The sequence below is a fragment of the Paenibacillus sp. D2_2 genome (genome assembly GCF_031199965.1).
Taxonomy (GTDB): Bacteria; Bacillota; Bacilli; order Paenibacillales; family Paenibacillaceae; genus Fontibacillus.
Genome location: NZ_CP133605.1, coordinates 5,323,456 through 5,342,119 on the forward strand (window position 1 = coordinate 5,323,456; position 18,664 = coordinate 5,342,119).

Below are 18,664 nucleotides of genomic sequence, written 5' to 3' on the forward strand. Positions count from 1 at the left end.
GTCCACTACCCGTTTCAAATTAAAAAAAGGTCGAGTCCAGGCTTAAACTTGCCTGGTGCTCGACCTTTTTTTTACTGCCTTTCTCACGGAACTAGGAGACGCTATTCAGCCTGATTGAAGGGATTCGAGCCTTATTCAATCCAAATAGTGTACCTGAGTTCCGTTAGATTTATTAAACCGATTATTTTTGCCTTAATAGCGGCCCCATAGCATTATTCTCCAAGACGAATTGGCCGATCCAAATGATACAGATTGCGGTATCGTGGCTCGCGCTCCATCAATTCAGCATGAGTCCCACGCATGATAATACGACCATGCTCCATGAATATGATCTCATCCATCTGTTCCGCACCAACTAGGTGATGTGTCACCCAGATCAGCGATTTGCCAGCTGTCGCTTGGAAAATCGTAGACAGTAGCGCCCGCTCAGTCCGAGGATCCAGCCCTACCGTAGGCTCATCAAGAATGAGTACAGGTGTATTCTGCAGTAACACCCTAGCCAGCGCGATACGTTGTCGCTCCCCACCCGAGAAGCGCTGTCCCGTCTCGCGCATCGGTGTATTCAGCCCTTCCGGAAGTGAAGCGATCAATTCACCCATTCGCGCCTGTTCAGCGGCGCGCAGAATTTCTTCCTCGCTGGCCTCCGGACGGCCAAGCAAAATATTGTTCGCTACTGTTGTATCGAACAGATGAGGGCTTTGATTCAATACGGAGATTAGTCCTGGAATCTCCTCGCCATAATCCACGGCTGCTCGATTATTAATCAAGACCGAACCATCCGTCGGTGCCAGAGCCCCCTGGATCAGCTTCAGCAACGTCGATTTACCTGCACCACTGCGACCAATCACGGCGATTCGCTTACCTTGAGGTATATCAATCGATACGCCTTCTACGGAATTGGCTCCCTCTTCTTCGTAAGCAAATTTAACATGCTCCAGCCTCAAGTGGGCTCGCTCAGCCGGTTGACTTAGTTTATTCTTCGAAATCCCCTCTAAGCCGACGTCTCCTTGGCCCTCGATCCGCTTCAGCCGCTCCAGCGACTCTTTATACTCGGGGATTCGCTCCACTGCATCCGCTACCGGTAGAAAAGCATCTGCCAGCGGGAATACGACGAGCACGAAAGCCGCGATTAAGGTAGGATCAATGTGTCCAGACGCCGCTTGGCCACTAGACCAATAGATCATGGCGACTGCGGCAAGGCCAATGACGAGCTGGCCGATTAGCCCTCTCCATCTCGACCAGACATGCAGCTTGCGCTCCTTGTTGGCAACGGTCGCTTCAGCCCGTTCATAATCGGCTAGAAAATCATGATGCCGACCGCTGATGACCCAATCACCGATCCCCATAACCGCATCTGTCAGCTTCTGATAGAGCCCGTTGCGCTCGCGTTTGACTTCGGCATTCGTTCTCTGCGTCAGTTTCAAAGAGATATAAGGAAGCACGACAATAAGAATTAATATATACAGTGCGACCAAGAGAGCAAACACCACATCGAATACACCCAGACCTACAACGACAGCAGCATATAAGACGATGGCTATTAGGCTCGGGAACACAGTACGAATGTATACGTTCTGAAGCTGTTCAATGTCATCGGCTAGCGCTCCGAGAATATCGCCTGTCCGGTAGCGCGAACGGATGAATAGGGCTTGCGGCTCCAGTACGCGATACAAACGAACCCGCATCCGCGACAAAATGCGCAGCACCGCATCATGGCCAACCAATCGCTCCACATAATGGATGACAGACCGTCCAATACCGAATGCCCGTACACCGACGATAGGAACATACACAAGTAGAACATTGTAAGGCATTGTAGATGATTTCGTGATCAGGTAACCCGAAGTAAACATCAGCATTGATGCAGATAGAAGGGTCAGGATCCCCAGAATCAAGTACAAAGCAAAACGGCCGCTATAGAGGCGAAAATACGGCGTGATCCAACCTTTTCCCGAAAGATTATCCTTCATCATATCCCTCCTGCTGCGAAACCATCAGTTGATAGAAAGCTCCCTTGCCTTCTATTAACTGTTCTGGTGTGCCGTACTCTGCAACACGCCCCTTCTCCATAACGACAACACGATCCATATCCTGCATCCAGTGCAGGCGATGTGTAGCTAAAATGACCAATTTATGTTCAAACAGAGGGAGCATCGTCTCCTTCAGTTCATATTCGGTCTCGATATCTAGATGAGCCGTTGGTTCATCTAGAAGAATAATCGGCCGCTCGCTGAGCAAGGCCCGGGCCAATGCTACGCGCTGCTCTTGACCGCCGCTCAACGGCCTTCCCCCGCCGCCAATAGGCTCATCCAGCCCAAGTGGTAAGCTATCGATCAAGCCTCCGAGCCCTGTCGCTTCAGCCGCCTTGGCCGCATCCTCTATCGATGCTTCTGGTCTGTTGAAGCGAATATTATCAGCCAAGCTGCTGCTGAAAATATACGGCTTCTGCGGAATATACGTAATCAAGTCCCTCCACCCGGAGGCACCAAGATCTCCTAATGTACAGCCATTGAGCTCAAATGTCCCCGAGGTCGGACGTAGAATCCGCCCAGAACATCAATCAGCGTGGATTTACCGGCTCCACTCTCGCCGATAATACCTATTTTGCCTATGCCGCCGAACGTCACATTCACGTCTTCCAGAGATGCGCGGCCCGCCTCTTCATACTTCAAACCAATCGAATGGAGAATCAGCTGACTCTCTGGCTTCCAACTAAAATCGGCATCTGCAGGAACAACCGCCGCTTTAGCGGATTCCTGCTCCGCTTCTTTAATAATACTGTCCATCGCTTCTCCAGCTTCCTTGCCGTCAAGCGTCGCATGATAATCCGCACCGACCATGCGCACAGGCAGGAAGTATTCCGGCGCAAGAATCAGCACCGTCAAGCCGGTTAGCAAGGTCATTCGCCCATCGATAAGCCTTAGGCCAAGGCTTACGGCAACCGAAGCAACCGACAGCATGGTAAAGAAATCGAGCGCGAATGAAGATAGAAACGCTACACGAAGCGTCCGCATCGTCGCTGAGCGATAAGAATTGCTAACCCGATCGATCGAATCAATATGCGTTCTGCTGCGTCCAAGGAATTTGAGCGTCTCCAGTCCACGCAGCGAATCTACGAAATGATTCGATAGCATCCGATAAGACTCCCATTGACGATCCATCTGCTTGCGAGCTGCAAGCCCGATCAAGATCATAAAGATAATCAGAATCGGCATCGTCACAGTCAAGATAATCCCGGAGGTTATATCCAATGTAAATACATAGGCTAGGATCAGAATCGGTGTAATTCCTGTAGCCAACATCCGTGGCAAGAATAGCTCCAGATATTTACGGAACTTGGCGATCCCCTCAAGGATCAATGTCACCAAGTTACCTGTCCCTTCGCGGCCGACAAACCGCGGCCCAAGCTCGAATAGCTTGGACAGTACCTGTTCCCGCAGAGAACTACCAGTCTCCTCAGCAAAACGGAAGGCAAGCTTCTGCTCAGCCAGTCCACATAACTGCCGCACCAGAAAAGCAAACAGGAACAAGCCAACTGTTCCGGCCTGTTCCTGTAACTTGGCGCCGGCAAACAGAGCGGATACCGCCTCCGCAAGCCATTTTGCCTGCAATATAATCGCTATCGTCTGAATAAAGGTCAAGCCGGCCATTAAGCATAAGACCGGCTTGATTCCTTTGAACTTCATTAGTCCCTTACCCATTAGTATTCCAAATGCTCCTTCTCATGAACACGCTTATGGAAAACGAAATAACTCCAAATTTGATAACCCAATACGAATGGTAGCAGCGACAATGCCACGATCGTCATGACCTTCAGCGAATAGTTCCCGGAAGATGCGTTATAGACCGTCAGCGAGAAAGTCTCACTGATCGAGCTGACCATGACGCGCGGGAATAAACCAACGAACACGCCGGAGATCGAGAGAGCGATCAATGTCCCTGTCATACCAAACGCCCAGCCGTCTCTCTGCTTGGAGATGAACCATCCAGCCAAGAGGAAGGCAACAAGGCCAACGACAGCGAGCAGGGTAAGCGGCAAGCCGCGAACTTCAAATACATCTGTCTGGAAGTAAGTCATGACTGCAAAAATAACAAACAATGCAGCCAGAGGAATCAACATTGTCTTAGCCAGCTTACGAGCCCGCTTCTGCAGATCCCCTGTTGTCCGCAACGAAGCGAACAGCAGACCATGTACCAAACATAGCACAACTACCGTAATTCCGCCAACCAATGTATACAGGTTGACCATATCGAACAATCCAGCCTTCATTTCCATATCTCCGTCAATCGGCAAGCCCTTAATCAAACCGGAGAATACGACGCCGAGTAGGAACGGAGGTAGCAGACTACCGAGAAAAATCGACATATCCCAAGCCGACTTCCATTTGGTGTTATCCACCTTACCGCGGAATTCAAACGCTACGCCACGGGCGATGAGTGCGAGCAGCAATACGACCAACGGAGTATAGTAACCGCTGAACATCGTCGCATACCAGTTCGGAAATGCTGCGAACATTGCGCCGCCGGCTGTAAGCAGCCAGACTTCGTTAGCATCCCAGAATGGACCGATCGAATTAATCAGCACCCGGCGTTCCATATCATTCTTGGCCAGAAAACGGGTACTCATACCAATACCGAAGTCAAAGCCCTCCAGGAAGAAAAAGCCGATGAACAATACGGCGACCAATACAAACCAAAGCTCACTAAGAGACATGGTATCCCTCCTTAGAGAATGGATCGATCGAATGGCTATCATCGATACCCTCAGCATAAGGGCCTTTTTTAATAACCTTCACGAACAGATAGACCATCGAAATAGCAAGTATAGTGAAAATAGCGGTAAATGCAATGATCGAGAACAGAAGCTGTCCCGAAGTTACGCTCGGCGAGACACTATCCTGCGTCTGCATTAACCCGAATACCGTCCACGGCTGACGACCGAACTCTGTCATCACCCATCCTGCCGTATTTGCGATAAATGGAAGTGAAATCGACCATAGCATAAATCTATAGAACCAAGTATTTTTGTTATCCAATTTTTTGCGCCATGCCAGATATGCCCCGTATAGCGACAGCACAATCATCAACGACCCTGCCGCTACCATGATGCGGAAGCTCCAGAATGTAGTACGCACCGGTGGAATGTAATCCCCAGGGCCATATGTTTGTTCATACTCCGCTTGCAACTCGTTCATCCCTTTAACTTCACCGGAGAAGCTACTGTAAGACAGGAAGCTGAGCAAATACGGAATTTGAATTTCAAAAGAATTTTCACCCGTTTTCGGGTTGATATGAGCATACACCGTCCACGGAGCAGGGTCACCACTCTTACCCCACAATCCCTCGGAGGCAGCCATTTTCATAGGCTGAGTCTTAACCAGATACTGCGCTTGTTGGTGACCGTACAGAGCCGTTCCTATGGAAGTAATCAACCCAACGATAACAGCAAGCTTAAATGATCTCTTGAAGAAATCAACATCTTTACGACGCAACAGCTTATAAGCACTTATGCCTGCAATCAGGAAAGCGGCTGTTGAAAATGCACCCAGCACGGTGTGAGGGAATTCAACCAACAACTGACCATTGGTGATCAAGGCGAAGAAATCATTCATTTCTGCACGTCCATTGTTCATTTCAAAACCAACCGGATGTTGCATAAATGAGTTTGCTGCCAGAATCCAGAAGGCCGATACAGTCGTTCCAATTGCGACGAGCCATATGCAGAGCAAGTGAACTCGCTTCGACAATCTATCCCACCCGAAGATCCATAGTCCGAGGAAGGTGGACTCCATAAAGAAGGCAAATAAAGCTTCCACCGCAAGCGGTGCGCCAAATACGTCACCGACAAAACGTGAATAGTCGGACCAGTTCATTCCAAACTGGAATTCCTGAATAATCCCGGTAACAACACCTACAGCAAAGTTAATGAGGAACAGCTTGCCCAGAATTTTGCCATGCGCTTGTATTCTTCTTTGCCCTTGACTACGTACATCGTCTCCATGATCGCGATCAGGAGAGCCAGACCGATAGACACCGGAACGAAGAAGAAGTGAAAAATTGTCGTCACCGCAAACTGAAGTCGTGCAAGCACTAACGGATCCATAATTTTTCTTCCCTACTTTCTTTCATTCAATTTTAACTAATGTGAATTCTATCACGGAAAAATGAAAGTGAACGTTCAAAATTTAATAATTTTGTGACGAGAATCACATGATAAATATCACAAAAGAAATTTTATCGCGTAAACGCAGTAATGACGCGGGTTTTGGGACTCTCTCCCAAATTGTGAAACTTTTTTGTCTGAGCATAATGTTCCTGCAATGTGATTCATAAAAACGGGTGAATCAGCTGTACAAGCTCTCATCACCCGACTCATTATTCAAAACTATTCTATACCCGCCCTACGAATAAATCTGCCAAATAGCTTACGGTTCGGGTGCCATACAAAGAAATTAAGCACAATCAACAGTAGCGTATAAATATATACCCCATAATGGATTTGGGTCATAACCAAGTGTAGAACTCCAAACCCTCCCAGCAACAGCATTAACGGAAGAGTCTTCATCCCTTCACTTTGTACTGCTTCAAAGGGACGTGTGAAGGGTAAATTGCTATTCAGTAAGAAACAACAAATCGCCGTATACAACAACATCCCTAGTCCAGCTGTAATCAAATCCGGAATAATGACGGCCCCGAATAAGAAGCAAAATATGATGCATTGCAAAATGAACAACGGCATGATCAAGCGGACAAATGCAGCAATTAAAGTCCCTCTGTATACTTGTACATAGTCGCTGATCGGCAATGCTTTATATATCCAAGAGGCTTTATATTTGCTGGAATACTGCAGCATCATGATGATTGTAGAGATCATCGCCCCGGAAAAATAAATGAACAGATATTTCTCTGTCCCCCGAAGCTCTGAGATCCCACTCCCCATCCCGGGGCCTAAGAGAAATATAAACGGGAAAATGATCGAAAACCCTAGCATAGGATAAACTTTAAGTTTAAAATCCCGTTCATTCCCCATCATGGACCAAGCCAAGCGGAAGAATCCGCGTTCCTGCGGGCTTGGACAAAATATACGGGACAGCCAATAAGGCAGTCGTCCCCTTCCCCTAGCAGGTCGTCCGCCGGGATCGGCCAGCTTCTGTAAGTGGCGTTCCATCGAAGGCATCAGCCGGATATAGATCATGAATGCAAGGACCGGAAGAATGAGTCCAGATAAGGAGAATACCGTGAATATCAAATCCCCGTTGCGATGAAGCACGCTCTCAAACGGTGCCGCGAACCATACCGGTATGATATAGAACTGGTACCATTTCGGCTGGAACTTTACATGCATATCGATAAGATTAAACATCCGGGATAACAATTGATACCCTATTGTCATTCCGATCGTAAGTCCAATCTGAACATAATTGATAATATCCTTCAGCTTCTCGCCATCGAAAAATTTAAGCACGGTTAAATAGATCAGCGCAGTGAGAGCTACGATAAGCAAATCCATAAAGATTAGTTCGATCACGAATATCAGGAAAAATAATATCCCGTGCTTAATCAACCCGGTAACGAGTGGTATTGAGGCAATCGCCCCCGTTAGCATGAGCAAATAGATACAAACATGCAGCGCCTTGGCCATCGCCAATGTCCGACGATGAACAGGCTTGGTCGCTAGTATATTACGATCCCGGATATCTAGCAGTACAGATGAAAAGTCAGAAATCAGTGAAGTCATAATGATAAACATCAGAACACCGAAGGTCAGGCTCATTTGGAAAAAGTAGTCATCCCCGATCCACATGAAAACGGAGCATAATGCACCATAAATAGCGTAGACCCATAACGAACGCATAAACTGATTTCGCTCGTCCATGGCCGAACTATCGCTCGACTGCTTCGACTTGCCTACAATCGTAGGAACCCTCCGGGCATCCATCGTCAGCTTCACCTGTAAGATACGTCTCATAACAGGATAATCGATACCTAGACGGGAAAATATACCTTGAAAGCGATCAAGTAGTCGCAAGGACCTTGGCTCATACATCCGCCTCACCTCTCACAATGGCTACGAATTGCTCGGCGATCTGCTTGTGCTCATTAAAGCCAGTCAATTGATTGAAGATTTGCTCCAGCGAACCCTCCTGACTCTTCCCCTTCAGCTCTTCAAAGCTGCCGTCCGCAACAACTCGTCCGCCGTCGAGCAGAATAATGCGATTGCTGATCTTCTCCACCACATCCATCATATGCGAGGAATAAAAGATCGTCTTACCCGAAGCCGCCAGCAGAGCCAAAATCTCCTTCACTACCATAACACTGTTGGCGTCAAGACCGCTGAGCGGCTCATCGAGAAACAGAATATCCGGATTATGCAGCAGGCTAGATATAATCAGTACTTTCTGTTTCATCCCCTTGGAGAATGATGCGATACGCTGATTGAACACCTGCTCCAGCCCGAAGCGATCCATCAATTTCCGCGCCTTATATTCCGCTTCATCCATCGATAAACCATACAACTCGCCAATAAAGGTCAAATATTCCCGAGCTGTTAGCGTATCGTACATCTCCGCGACCTCCGGTACATAACCGATTCTACGTTTATACTCTACATCCCCAGTGTCAGGGCTCTGGCCCATAATACTGACATCACCTGAATATTCGCCGACAAGGCCAAGCATGATCTTCACCGTCGTGCTCTTCCCCGCCCCATTCGGTCCAATGTACCCGATAATTTGCCCAGGGTATACATCCAGATCAACCCCGTTAAGTACGTAACGATCCCCATAGCGCTTACGTAAATCGCGAATCGTTATGATCGGCTTTCCACTGTTCATCACTTCATCTCCTTAAACCGGATTAGAGGATAGCTCCATTTTAGTAATTATGTTCGAATATATGTTTTTGTTCCAATATACCATGACTTTGGAAGGTTTTCAGTTACCGTTGGGTGGATATACAGCAAAGAACCGCCAACAATTATCGGCGGTTCTTCTCGATTCTAATATTGATTCATTAATATAATAGATTCTATCTGTACTATTTCCCCTGAGGCATAAATCCACTAATATCAATGCCCAGCTCCTGGGCCAGACGCATGCCATATCCACTGTCAGCACGGAAGAAATTACAGATCGCCCGTAATTGAATCTGCTCATTCGTCTGGCGCAGGTCACTCACCAGATTAGAGATCAGATGGTTCTGCTCCTCAGCTGTGAAGCTGCGGTAAAGTTCTCCGACCTGCGTGAAGTCATCAGTCTTGGCAATCCGTTCCCGTCCGACCTGACCATGAAGCGGCGCTACGCTGTCCTGGTATTCGGACGCTTCCTTAGGGCTGTCCTCGAAGCTGTTCGGTTCATAGTTGACAGGTGAAGGATCCTGTTTCACATTCATTAAGCCGTCACGCTGATGGTTACGTACTGGAGCATACGGGCAATTCACCGGAATTTGCAAATAGTTGGCTCCAAGACGATAACGCTGGGTATCTGGATAAGAGAACAGACGCCCTTGCAGCAGCTTATCCTCAGAAGGCTCAATTCCCGGCACGAGTACACTCGGTGAGAAGGCAGCCTGCTCTACTTCAGCAAAATAATTGACCGGATTCTGGTTCAACATCATCGTGCCGATCTTAACGAGTGGGTAATGATCCTCCGGCCATACCTTGGTAGGATCAAGTGGGTCGAAGCCCCAACGGTCCAAATCCTCCACCGGCATCAACTGTACATTTAGTTCCCACTGCGGGAAATCCCCTTGTTCAATATGATCGTGCAGATCACGGGTCGCATGGTTGAAGTCACGTCCTTGTACCTCCTGAACCTCTGCGGCCGACAGATTTCTTACACCTTGCTTCGATCTCCACGTATACTTCACATACGTCATCTTGCCCTCAGCATTGATCCATTTAAAAGCGTGGACGCCGAACCCATCCATCTGCCGGTAGTTGGCTGGAGTTCCGTTATCCGAGAACAGCCAGGTCATCATATGCGTCGATTCTGTCGATAAGGTCATGAAGTCCCAGTAACGAGCCGGGTCTTGAATATTTGTATTTGGTGCCGGCTTCAACGAATGGACCATATCCGGAAATTTGATCGCATCACGGATGAAGAAGACCGGAAGATGGTTCCCGACTAGATCATAATTCCCTTCCTCCGTATAGAACTTAACAGCGAAGCCCCGTGGATCACGGGCGGTCTCCGGTGAGCCTGTGCCATGAATTACTGTAGAGAAACGGACGAATACTGGTGTCTCCCGGCCAACCTCTTGCAGGAAATGAGCTTTCGTATACTTAGACATGCTCTGTTCTGTCAAAAATACGCCGTGCGCACCCGCCCCCCGTGCATGAACGACACGTTCCGGGATGCGTTCACGATCGAAATGTCCCAACTTCTCCAGCAGATGATAATCCTCGAGCAATGTCGGCCCGCTCTGTCCTGCTGTACGTGAATTCTGATTATCACCAACTGGTGCACCATGATTTGTCGTTAATCGGTTATTCATATATGATCCATCCTTTCAGGTTTTCTATATTTAGACTTATTCTAAGTTCTAAAATAAATTCTAACATTTTCACCCGAAGCTTTACGTGTAGATCATATGTGAATCATGTGTAGGTCAAATGAAGATACATGAAGATTAATAAATTTTAATTGTCAACTACTTAAAATTTTTTGGATCTATTGTGGGAACGTATGTTTTCTATTACAATTCTAATAGGTAAAATAAGGGACGTACTGAACATCAGATGACGCTCCTACCATGATGTCTATATTTGAAAGGAGCGTCGCGATGGCCGAGATTCAATCCTCCCCTGCTTCAATCACAGGACGCAAACGGCGTACTTGGGGAGATTATTACGAGATGTTAGGGAAATATGTACTACCACACCGCAAGCTTATGTTCTGGCTCACCCTGCTGCTGATCTTTTCGATCGGACTCCAACTTATTAATCCACAAATTATCCGCTATTTCATTGATGCTGCCCAAGGACAGGGAAGCTTGTACAATCTGTACTATGCCGCAGCTCTATTTATCGGCTTCTCGTTATTTCAGCAGATCGTGTCAGTATGCGCCGCGTATTTCAGTGAGAATCTAGGCTGGACGACAACCAACCAACTCAGAGCCGATCTAGTGGAACACTGCCTCGGGCTCGATATGTCATTTCATAAGACACACACTTCAGGTTCGCTTATTGAGCGGGTCGATGGCGACGTAAACGCGCTGGCGAACTTCTTCTCCAGCTTCATCATTCATCTACTGGGCAATATCGTACTGATGCTAGGAATCCTGCTGCTCCTGTTCCGTGAGAATATATGGATCGGCATGGCAATGTGCCTGTTCGTCGTAAGTGCCATGTTCGTGATTCAGAAGATTCGCAAATTCACGGTCCCAGTCTGGACACGCTGGAGGAGCTTAAACGCAGAGTTCTACGGCTTCATCGGCGAGCAGCTTGAAGGCACTGAGGATACACGGGCCAACGGTGCGGCGGGCTATGTAATGGATCGATTCTATAGTCTCTCCCGTCGGATGCTACCCGTGCGGGTCCGTGCCTTTATGGGGTTCTGCATGATGTGGTGTACAACCATACTCGTGTTCACTCTTGGAAACGCTACCGCCTTTGTTATCTGTTATTACCTTTGGAAGCAAGGAGAACTCTCCATTGGCTCCGTATATCTCGTATTCTACTACACTGAGCTACTAGCTAAGCCGATTGAGAAGATCCGTACCCAGCTTGAGGATTTGCAAAAAGCTGATGCCAGCCTTGTCCGCGTCCGAGAGCTGTTAAATACACAATCTAAAATCACAGACGGTCCAGGCGCACCTCTACCGCTGGCCCCACTAAGCGTCGAATTTGAAGGTCTTACCTTCTCCTATGAGGAAGGTATTGAACCCACGTTACATCAACTGAATTTCCATCTAGAACCTGGCCAAACGATGGGCCTACTAGGACGAACGGGAAGCGGCAAGACAACGATTGCCCGTATGTTGCTTCGCTTCTATGATCCGCAAGAAGGATGCATCAAGCTGTCTGGTATCGATATCAAAGATTGCAAGCTGCATGAATTAAGACAGGGAGTCGCGATGGTGACGCAAAACATTGAAATCATGGAAGGGACCGTGAGGGACAATCTCACCCTGTTCGATACTACAATTCAGGATGGGGCCATTGTGTCCGTTCTAGAAGAGCTCGGTTTAAAGGAATGGTATGCAGCGCTACCGGACGGCCTGGATACTACACTTGCTTCTGGTGGCGGCAGCTTATCCGCAGGAGAAGCTCAACTGCTCGCCTTTGCTCGGGTATTTCTTACGAATCCCGGACTGGTCATCTTGGATGAAGCGTCATCCCGGCTTGATCCGCTAACGGAGAATCGAATTGAAGCGGCTATCAGCAAACTGCTTGAGGAGCGAACTTGCATTATAATCGCACATCGCTTATCCACCGTGCAGCGTGCGGACCAAATCCTTATTCTTGAGAATGGCCGAATATTGGAAAAGGGCGGGCGGAAAGAGCTAGCCGCAAATCCAGATTCCCGGTTCAGCCGCATGCTGGCCGTTGGATTAGAGGAGGTGCTGGCATGAAGACGCGCCATTTTTTCTGGAGATTGGTAACCTACCGCCCTATCCTCTACCTGACGAACCTATTGATGTGGACGATCGTGCATATGATTCCGTTGGTGCCGGGGCTAGCTACTAAGGCCTTCTTCGATCAGTTAGAAGGTAATGTCTCCTTTCCTTACGGCGTATGGGGAATTATAGCCTTACTTATTAGCGCAGCACTAGTAAGAATTATGTTTATTGCACTCGGATTTTTGACGGATGTACGGTTCCGTTTTCGTATCGGTATGCTTATGCGCCGTAACCTGTTGGCGCACGTATTGAAACAGCCTGGAGCCAGGGCCATTCCTTGCTCACCAGGCGAAGGAATCAGTAACTTTCGCGATGACATCGATCAAACGGAGGAAGCGGTAAGCTGGTCAGTAGATGGATTGGGCCTAGCCGGGTTTGCGGTCGTTGCCAGCTTTATTCTCATATCTATCGATGCGCAGATGACCTTTTTCGTATTCGTCCCGTTAATCTTGGTCGTATGTACAGCCCAATTGGCAACTTCACGAATACAGAAATACCGAGCAGCTAGCCGGGAAGCTACGGCGAAGGTCACTGGCTCAATCAGTGAGATGTTCGGCAATGTTCAGGCCATTCAAGTGGCCGGCGCAGAGGGGCGAATCGTCGAGCGGTTTATTAAGCTTAGCGATCAACGCAGAAAGACGATGGTTAAGGATAAGCTGATCACTGAAGCGTTATCCTCTATTTTTACCAATTCGGTCAATCTTGGAACAGGCCTGATTCTTATTCTGGCCGGCTACAAAATGCGCAGTGGAGCATTTACAGTTGGAGACTTGTCCTTATTTATTTATTATTTGACTTTCGTAACCCAACTCATCGGTAATTTAGGCAACTTCATGACGTTCTACAAGCAGATGGGAATTAGCTTTGAACGGCTCAAAAATATGCTGCAAGGCACTCATGCTTCTGTGCTGACCAAACCCGCATATATAGGCATTGGCAGCGATCAAGAAAGAGCAGCTGATTCAGCGTCCTACCTTACCTTGAACGAGGCGGTCAGTGAAATGAACCAAGCTGACTTCGAGTCACTTCAGCATTTAGAGACGCGGCGGCTGACATACCGCTATCCGGAGACAGGACGCGGTATTCATAATATTGATCTTAACCTAACCCGCGGTTCATTTACGGTCATTACGGGCATGATCGGTTCAGGCAAAACGACGCTTGTCCGTTCCCTGCTCGGATTATTACCGGCTGAATCCGGGGAAATCGTCTGGAACGGACATAAGGTATCTAATCCGGCCGACTTCTTCGTTCCTCCGTATAGCGCTTATACTTCGCAAATTCCGCGCTTGTACAGTGATAAGCTGAAGCATAATATTCTGCTTGGTGAACCAGAGGTTGCGGAAACATTACAACGATCAATCTATACCGCGGTCATGGAGAACGATATCAATCATCTTCAGGATGGGCTCGATACGATGGTCGGCCCGCGCGGCGTCAAATTGTCGGGCGGTCAAGCCCAACGGACGGCGACCGCACGTATGCTAGCGCGAGACGCACAGCTCTATGTATTCGACGACTTGTCGAGCGCGCTTGATGTGGAGACGGAACGTATTCTGTGGGAGCGTATTTTCCGCGAAAGAAGTGAGGCCACCTACTTAGTTGTCTCTCACCGCAAAGCGGCGCTTACCCATGCCGATCATATCATCGTGCTTAAGGATGGGATGATCGAAGCGGAGGGTACCGTTGATTCTCTACTTGAAACGAGTCAAAGCTTCCGTGAGCTTTGGCATGGTGAGAGTACGGAGAATGAAGATACTACGACAACCTTTCAGGATGAAAAGCGATCGATTGAGGCATAGTAAATTTGATATTTTGAATACGCGAATCAGGGAGGATCTCTCGAATGGATAATACGCATGAATTTGTAGAGAAGCTGCATGATAAACAAGCCAAGGATGAGGCTAACAAACGGCGCAATGGGAATGGGAATCCAGAAGGACGGCTTTCCAGCAAAAGACATGGTACTCAGAAATAAAGATCATTGAAAGTAACAAGGAGCCGTCCTCGCAGTCAAACTGCAAGAATGGCTCCTTTATTATTGGGTTGGTTAACCCCGGTATTTGTCGGTTCCAGATATGAATTCATCCGGGACCCCTTCTCCACTCTTGGAATGGTTCTTAATTTGACTTAGGCGTCCAGCACCGCCTTCCCCACCATTTCCGGTGGTTGCATTCTGCCCGTTGCTGCTGCCATTGCCCGCTTGCTTACCTCGCTTCGCCACGCCGCGATTCACCTCCAAATTGAGTTGGCTGAAAATCATCAATCGCTTATTAGCGTCTGCTGCGAAGTCCGTTTTTATGCGGGTAGCCCTGACAGGCTCTATTCCTTAATCGTCACCGTAACCGGAGAATACTCGGCAATGACCGTTTGTCCGTGAACGGATACGCTACCTTCTGGTGAAATGTCCTTCTCTGTCATAATTCCGAGTGCGATCGTGAAGCGGTTGAACTTGATCGGAACCCCGCTCTCCCGGCGCACTTCTGTCCCGTTGAGATAGAAGATAACTTCATCCTCAGCACGGTTATAAGTGATTTTATAGGTATTAAATTCACGTGCTTTGAAGTTGGTATCCTCCTTGAACACGCAGAAATACTTCGTCTTATCACTATCCGGTACCTTGACTCCCGGGAATGGCAACACTGCATAGACACTCGCATATTTATCATTACCGGCGAAGAAATCGAGCGCAGCACCAGTAGTGAAGTCAAGCAGGTTCAGCGACACATAGCCATCATATAGATCTCCAGGTACCGTATTCTGCGTACGAGCGCGAATTTGCAATTCGAAGCTAATCTCGCCCTCTTCGGGAACGACGACATCCTCAACAGAATAATACATATGCTTGGCATTATCGAGAATTTGGATTTGATTATTCTGTCTGCTAAGCGGTGCACGTACATATAGAATCCCATTACGTACGATCACAACCGCCTCAGGCTCACGATATTCCCAGAACGAACCGTCGGGTAGCGGGAAACCACCCATTTTCCAAACTTGTCCTTCGTTTAAAATCGTATGAAAATCTCCAAATATTTTTTGCTCTTCCATTATGTTCGTCTCTCTTTCTCTTAGAAATTATTGAATAATACCTTGAATTAACAGTGTTAAGATCATAATCAAACCGCAGCGGACCGATGCTTTCTGCGAAGCCCCATTAGCGGCAAATATGCCGTGGATGGATTATGCTCCTTCAACCTACCGTATACCCGGTATAGCGGAACCGCCGTTACTAGACCAATTAAGGAATAGAGCGGCAGGATTCGTAGTACAACACAGAGTACCAGTGAAGCATAAGCGAGTAACAGTAACATTTTGGAGAAGGCCAAAGCCCGTTTCTCTCCCCATACGACGACCAATGTATTCTTACCAGCCTGCTTGTCCGCTTGCCAGTGAAGGAAATGATGGTTAAACAACAGTAGTGTCGTCAGAATACCGATCGGCAGCGACAGCAGGGCTGAGCGAAAGCTCAAATCGCCTGTCTGTACGTAATATGACCCCATAATGGGTAGAACACCAAAAGAGAGCAGGATTGCCAGCTCGCTAAGTCCTTTTCCCCTATACCCGAATTGGATTGGGGGCGCCACATAGTAATAAGCGATCAGGCCTCCCAGTGCTGAGAAGACGAGAATAGGCCAGCCGCTGAATATACTGAGTACAACACCGCAAAGCACAGCCAAGCCTAACAATGACCAAGTGATGGTAGCAAAGCTCTTCTCGGACATGGTACCGTTGTCTAGGTATCCCGAATTCGTCGAGATCACCTCTGGAGTGCTGTTGGCCGCCGTATCCGCGCCACTGCGATAATCCCATAGATCATTAATCATGTTCGAGAACAGATGCGCCGCACCTGCACCGATTAATGTAATTATAAAAAGTACCGGATGAAATACTCCCTCCCACACATAGGCTCCAAGCACTCCTAGGAATACGGGAACCAACATGACGGGAATAACTTTGAACCGTGAAGCTTTCTTGAATCTTGTCCATACGCTAACCAGCTACTCCACGCTCCTTTCATGGTTGTATATGTGATATGTGATATTTATCACTATTCATTATACACCTTTTCATGAAGAGGGATAGTGGAAAAATACTTCACCTAGCAACTGGACTAAAGTCTAGATTTTTACTTCCCCGAGACTGAAGTAAGGCATGGACTTTTATGGTACGATGTTACCAGATAATTTTAAAGTGTGTGTTCAAAAAGTGCGGTTTTCAGCACCGAGAAAGTTGGATGAAGCTAGGGGCTGAGGAGCGGAGCGTACGTTTTGGGTACGTGAGCACCGGAGGACCCGGCTGAATTCAAGATTCGATGCCGAGTTACTTCTTGATTCACTTCGTGATCAAAAGCGAACTTTTTGAACTACCTCTTGAAAGGACGGAAATTAATGAATAAGAAATCATGGTTTGGCCCGGTGCTAATTTTGCTTGGCATGTACCTGCTCTTCTTTCGCAGAGAAGCGATCAGTGCCGGCACCCTATTCGGGCAATTCTGGCCAACGATGTTCGTGCTGCCCCTCGGCCTGTTCTTCCACTGGATGTACTTCTCTGTAACCAGCCGCAGAGCGATCGGACTACTCATCCCTGGCGGCATTTTGTTCACTGTAGGCCTTGTCTGCCAAATCTCCACTCTGTTCGATAGCTGGCAGTATTTATGGCCAGGCTTCATCCTTGCTCCTGCAGTGGGGCTGTTCGAGTTCTACTGGTTCGGCAACCGCAATAAGTACCTGCTCATCCCGATTAACATTCTGGCTGGACTCTCCTTGCTGTTCTTCGCTGTCTTCTCTCTAGGAGCGCTGTACAACCGTATGATCTTCGGACAACCTGTGTTAGCCATTGCCCTTGTCGTCATCGGCGCCGGAATTATGATTGCACCAAAAAAGCGGATCTAGTTGATCCGCTTTTTTTATTTCTTACTTTACTGAGATATGAGCATCGCCACAGCAAGAACTACAATCCTCGCCCCACTCATCATCATGAAATTTTTGACTGCGAGTCCGAACGTATCCTTCTTGGTCTGCAGCTTGGTGAACTGCCCGATATTTCTATTGATCGGAATCAGGATTAATAAGGTTAGCAGACAGAGCAGCGGGTTGACGCCCAGGAAGATCAGAACGATCAGATCGATGAAAGCCGCATAATACATCAGCCTGAACAGCAATAATGCATTGGCTTTGCCGATATAGACTGGAAGCGTGTATCTCTTGTTCTCAATATCCTCCTCAATATCACAGATGTTGTTGGCCAGCATAATATTCGCAATACCGAGAATCGCCGGAACCGATACTAGAAAGAGAAGCACGACCTCCAAAAGGTGCACCTGAAGCACAGCCACTCCCCCTTCCAGAGTCAGGGAGGCTAGTCGTTCACCGACCTGAATATAAGCCGATATGAACATAATGACAAAGCCCATGAACAGACCCGAGAAGATCTCCCCGAGCGGCATTCTCGAAATCGGAATCGGTCCGAATGAATAGAGAATCCCCACCGCGAACGAGAGCCCACCCAGGAGTAATATTAGCAGATCAGTCTGCAAAAATAGAGTGAGACCCGCACCTACCGCAATCAGCAGCAAGATACCGATCAGCAAGACAACCAGAGCCGGTCTCATCTTATAGCTCACAATCGGATTATGAACCTCATAGCCATATCCATGCTTCCGGCTGCTTTTTTATAATCATAGTAATTATTCAAGGCCGTTGTCGCCATGTCGAAGCTGAGCAATGAGAACAGCATCAACAGAAAATGCTCTACCCGGAATTCATGAAAACGAAATATTGCATATACCGTTCCGAACAGAAACGGAATCATACTAGCCGTCTTTGTCTTGATTTCTACTAACTGCAAAAATTTCTTTATCGCCATTCTAATGTCATTCCTTCCACATTTTCGACAATGAAACCAATTTGTCAGCAATTATTTTTGATTTTTTCCCGGGTAATTTGGTGATAATGGAGGATAATTATGTAAACATGTAGAAATCAAATGAGGCGTGCTCAAAAATCAGACTCAAATCCATAGCACATTTTCTGAGCAACTT

12 protein-coding genes and 3 pseudogenes are annotated in these 18,664 nt (G+C 47.7%); 4 read left to right on the plus strand and 11 right to left on the minus strand.

The window, feature by feature from the left end:
• Positions 1–212: 212 nt before the first annotated feature.
• From cydC to RE628_RS27320, 7 genes and pseudogenes are all read right to left on the minus strand, one after another.
• A complete protein-coding gene (cydC, locus tag RE628_RS27290) occupies positions 213–1,970 on the minus strand; it encodes a thiol reductant ABC exporter subunit CydC (protein WP_309159590.1) in 1,758 nt (585 codons plus the stop codon).
• Positions 1,960–3,701 (minus strand): annotated as a pseudogene (gene cydD / locus RE628_RS27295) (thiol reductant ABC exporter subunit CydD). The gene cydC and the pseudogene cydD overlap by 11 nt, the downstream one beginning before the upstream one ends.
• On the minus strand, positions 3,701–4,714 hold the full coding sequence (cydB, locus tag RE628_RS27300; RefSeq protein WP_309156485.1) for a cytochrome d ubiquinol oxidase subunit II: 1,014 nt from the start codon (positions 4,712–4,714) through the stop codon (positions 3,701–3,703). The pseudogene cydD and the gene cydB overlap by 1 nt, the downstream one beginning before the upstream one ends.
• Positions 4,704–6,103, minus strand: a pseudogene (locus RE628_RS27305) (cytochrome ubiquinol oxidase subunit I). The gene cydB and the pseudogene RE628_RS27305 overlap by 11 nt, the downstream one beginning before the upstream one ends.
• A 282-nt stretch (positions 6,104–6,385) precedes the next feature.
• Complete coding sequence (locus tag RE628_RS27310) at positions 6,386–8,047, minus strand: hypothetical protein (protein WP_309156486.1); 1,662 nt, start codon at positions 8,045–8,047, stop codon at positions 6,386–6,388.
• Positions 8,040–8,834, minus strand: coding sequence for an ABC transporter ATP-binding protein (locus tag RE628_RS27315; RefSeq protein ID WP_309156487.1), 795 nt, complete (start codon positions 8,832–8,834; stop codon positions 8,040–8,042). Before RE628_RS27315 ends, RE628_RS27310 begins: the two co-directional genes overlap by 8 nt.
• A 202-nt stretch (positions 8,835–9,036) precedes the next feature.
• Positions 9,037–10,494 carry a catalase gene (locus RE628_RS27320; protein ID WP_309156489.1) on the minus strand — a complete coding sequence of 486 codons (1,458 nt, stop codon included), beginning with the start codon at positions 10,492–10,494 and terminating at the stop codon, positions 9,037–9,039.
• A gap of 288 nt (positions 10,495–10,782) precedes the next feature.
• On the opposite strand from RE628_RS27320, the gene RE628_RS27325 reads away from it, so the two are divergent.
• Genes RE628_RS27325 through RE628_RS27335 form a run of 3 tightly spaced genes read left to right on the plus strand, consistent with a single transcriptional unit; the run spans position 10,783 to position 14,599 of the window.
• Positions 10,783–12,573 carry an ABC transporter ATP-binding protein gene (locus RE628_RS27325; RefSeq protein WP_375143013.1) on the plus strand — a complete coding sequence of 597 codons (1,791 nt, stop codon included), beginning with the start codon at positions 10,783–10,785 and terminating at the stop codon, positions 12,571–12,573.
• Positions 12,570–14,423 carry an ABC transporter ATP-binding protein gene (locus RE628_RS27330; protein ID WP_309156491.1) on the plus strand — a complete coding sequence of 618 codons (1,854 nt, stop codon included), beginning with the start codon at positions 12,570–12,572 and terminating at the stop codon, positions 14,421–14,423. Before RE628_RS27325 ends, RE628_RS27330 begins: the two co-directional genes overlap by 4 nt.
• 44 nt (positions 14,424–14,467) lie before the next feature.
• On the plus strand, positions 14,468–14,599 hold the full coding sequence (locus tag RE628_RS27335; RefSeq protein ID WP_309156493.1) for a DUF4023 domain-containing protein: 132 nt from the start codon (positions 14,468–14,470) through the stop codon (positions 14,597–14,599).
• 72 nt (positions 14,600–14,671) lie between these two features.
• Here the strand turns inward: RE628_RS27335 and RE628_RS27340 are convergent, their stop codons facing one another.
• From RE628_RS27340 to RE628_RS27350, 3 genes are all read right to left on the minus strand, one after another.
• On the minus strand, positions 14,672–14,884 hold the full coding sequence (locus RE628_RS27340; RefSeq protein ID WP_309156495.1) for a hypothetical protein: 213 nt from the start codon (positions 14,882–14,884) through the stop codon (positions 14,672–14,674).
• A 59-nt stretch (positions 14,885–14,943) separates the two neighbouring features.
• The gene (locus RE628_RS27345) at positions 14,944–15,672 is read right to left on the minus strand and encodes a DUF6081 family protein (RefSeq protein WP_309156497.1); all 729 of its coding nucleotides are present in this window, start codon (positions 15,670–15,672) and stop codon (positions 14,944–14,946) included.
• A 68-nt stretch (positions 15,673–15,740) separates the two neighbouring features.
• A complete protein-coding gene (locus RE628_RS27350) occupies positions 15,741–16,565 on the minus strand; it encodes a prenyltransferase (protein WP_309156499.1) in 825 nt (274 codons plus the stop codon).
• 447 nt (positions 16,566–17,012) lie between these two features.
• Between RE628_RS27350 and RE628_RS27355 the strand changes: the two genes are divergently transcribed.
• The gene (locus tag RE628_RS27355; protein WP_309156501.1) at positions 17,013–17,516 is read left to right on the plus strand and encodes a hypothetical protein; all 504 of its coding nucleotides are present in this window, start codon (positions 17,013–17,015) and stop codon (positions 17,514–17,516) included.
• 26 nt (positions 17,517–17,542) lie between these two features.
• On the opposite strand, the pseudogene RE628_RS27360 reads toward RE628_RS27355, so the two are convergent.
• Positions 17,543–18,489: pseudogene (locus RE628_RS27360) on the minus strand (1,4-dihydroxy-2-naphthoate polyprenyltransferase).
• Between the last annotated feature and the right edge of the window lie 175 nt (positions 18,490–18,664).

Coding starts and splice junctions, on each gene's coding strand:
- cydC (WP_309159590.1), bottom strand. CDS start 1,970: ATGAAGGATAATCTTTCGGGAAAAGGTTGGATCACGCCGTATTTTCGC.
- cydB (WP_309156485.1), bottom strand. CDS start 4,714: ATGTCTCTTAGTGAGCTTTGGTTTGTATTGGTCGCCGTATTGTTCATC.
- RE628_RS27310 (WP_309156486.1), bottom strand. CDS start 8,047: ATGTATGAGCCAAGGTCCTTGCGACTACTTGATCGCTTTCAAGGTATA.
- RE628_RS27315 (WP_309156487.1), bottom strand. CDS start 8,834: ATGAACAGTGGAAAGCCGATCATAACGATTCGCGATTTACGTAAGCGC.
- RE628_RS27320 (WP_309156489.1), bottom strand. CDS start 10,494: ATGAATAACCGATTAACGACAAATCATGGTGCACCAGTTGGTGATAAT.
- RE628_RS27325 (WP_375143013.1), top strand. CDS start 10,783: ATGGCCGAGATTCAATCCTCCCCTGCTTCAATCACAGGACGCAAACGG.
- RE628_RS27330 (WP_309156491.1), top strand. CDS start 12,570: ATGAAGACGCGCCATTTTTTCTGGAGATTGGTAACCTACCGCCCTATC.
- RE628_RS27335 (WP_309156493.1), top strand. CDS start 14,468: ATGGATAATACGCATGAATTTGTAGAGAAGCTGCATGATAAACAAGCC.
- RE628_RS27340 (WP_309156495.1), bottom strand. CDS start 14,884: ATGATTTTCAGCCAACTCAATTTGGAGGTGAATCGCGGCGTGGCGAAG.
- RE628_RS27345 (WP_309156497.1), bottom strand. CDS start 15,672: ATGGAAGAGCAAAAAATATTTGGAGATTTTCATACGATTTTAAACGAA.
- RE628_RS27350 (WP_309156499.1), bottom strand. CDS start 16,565: ATGTTGGTTCCCGTATTCCTAGGAGTGCTTGGAGCCTATGTGTGGGAG.
- RE628_RS27355 (WP_309156501.1), top strand. CDS start 17,013: ATGAATAAGAAATCATGGTTTGGCCCGGTGCTAATTTTGCTTGGCATG.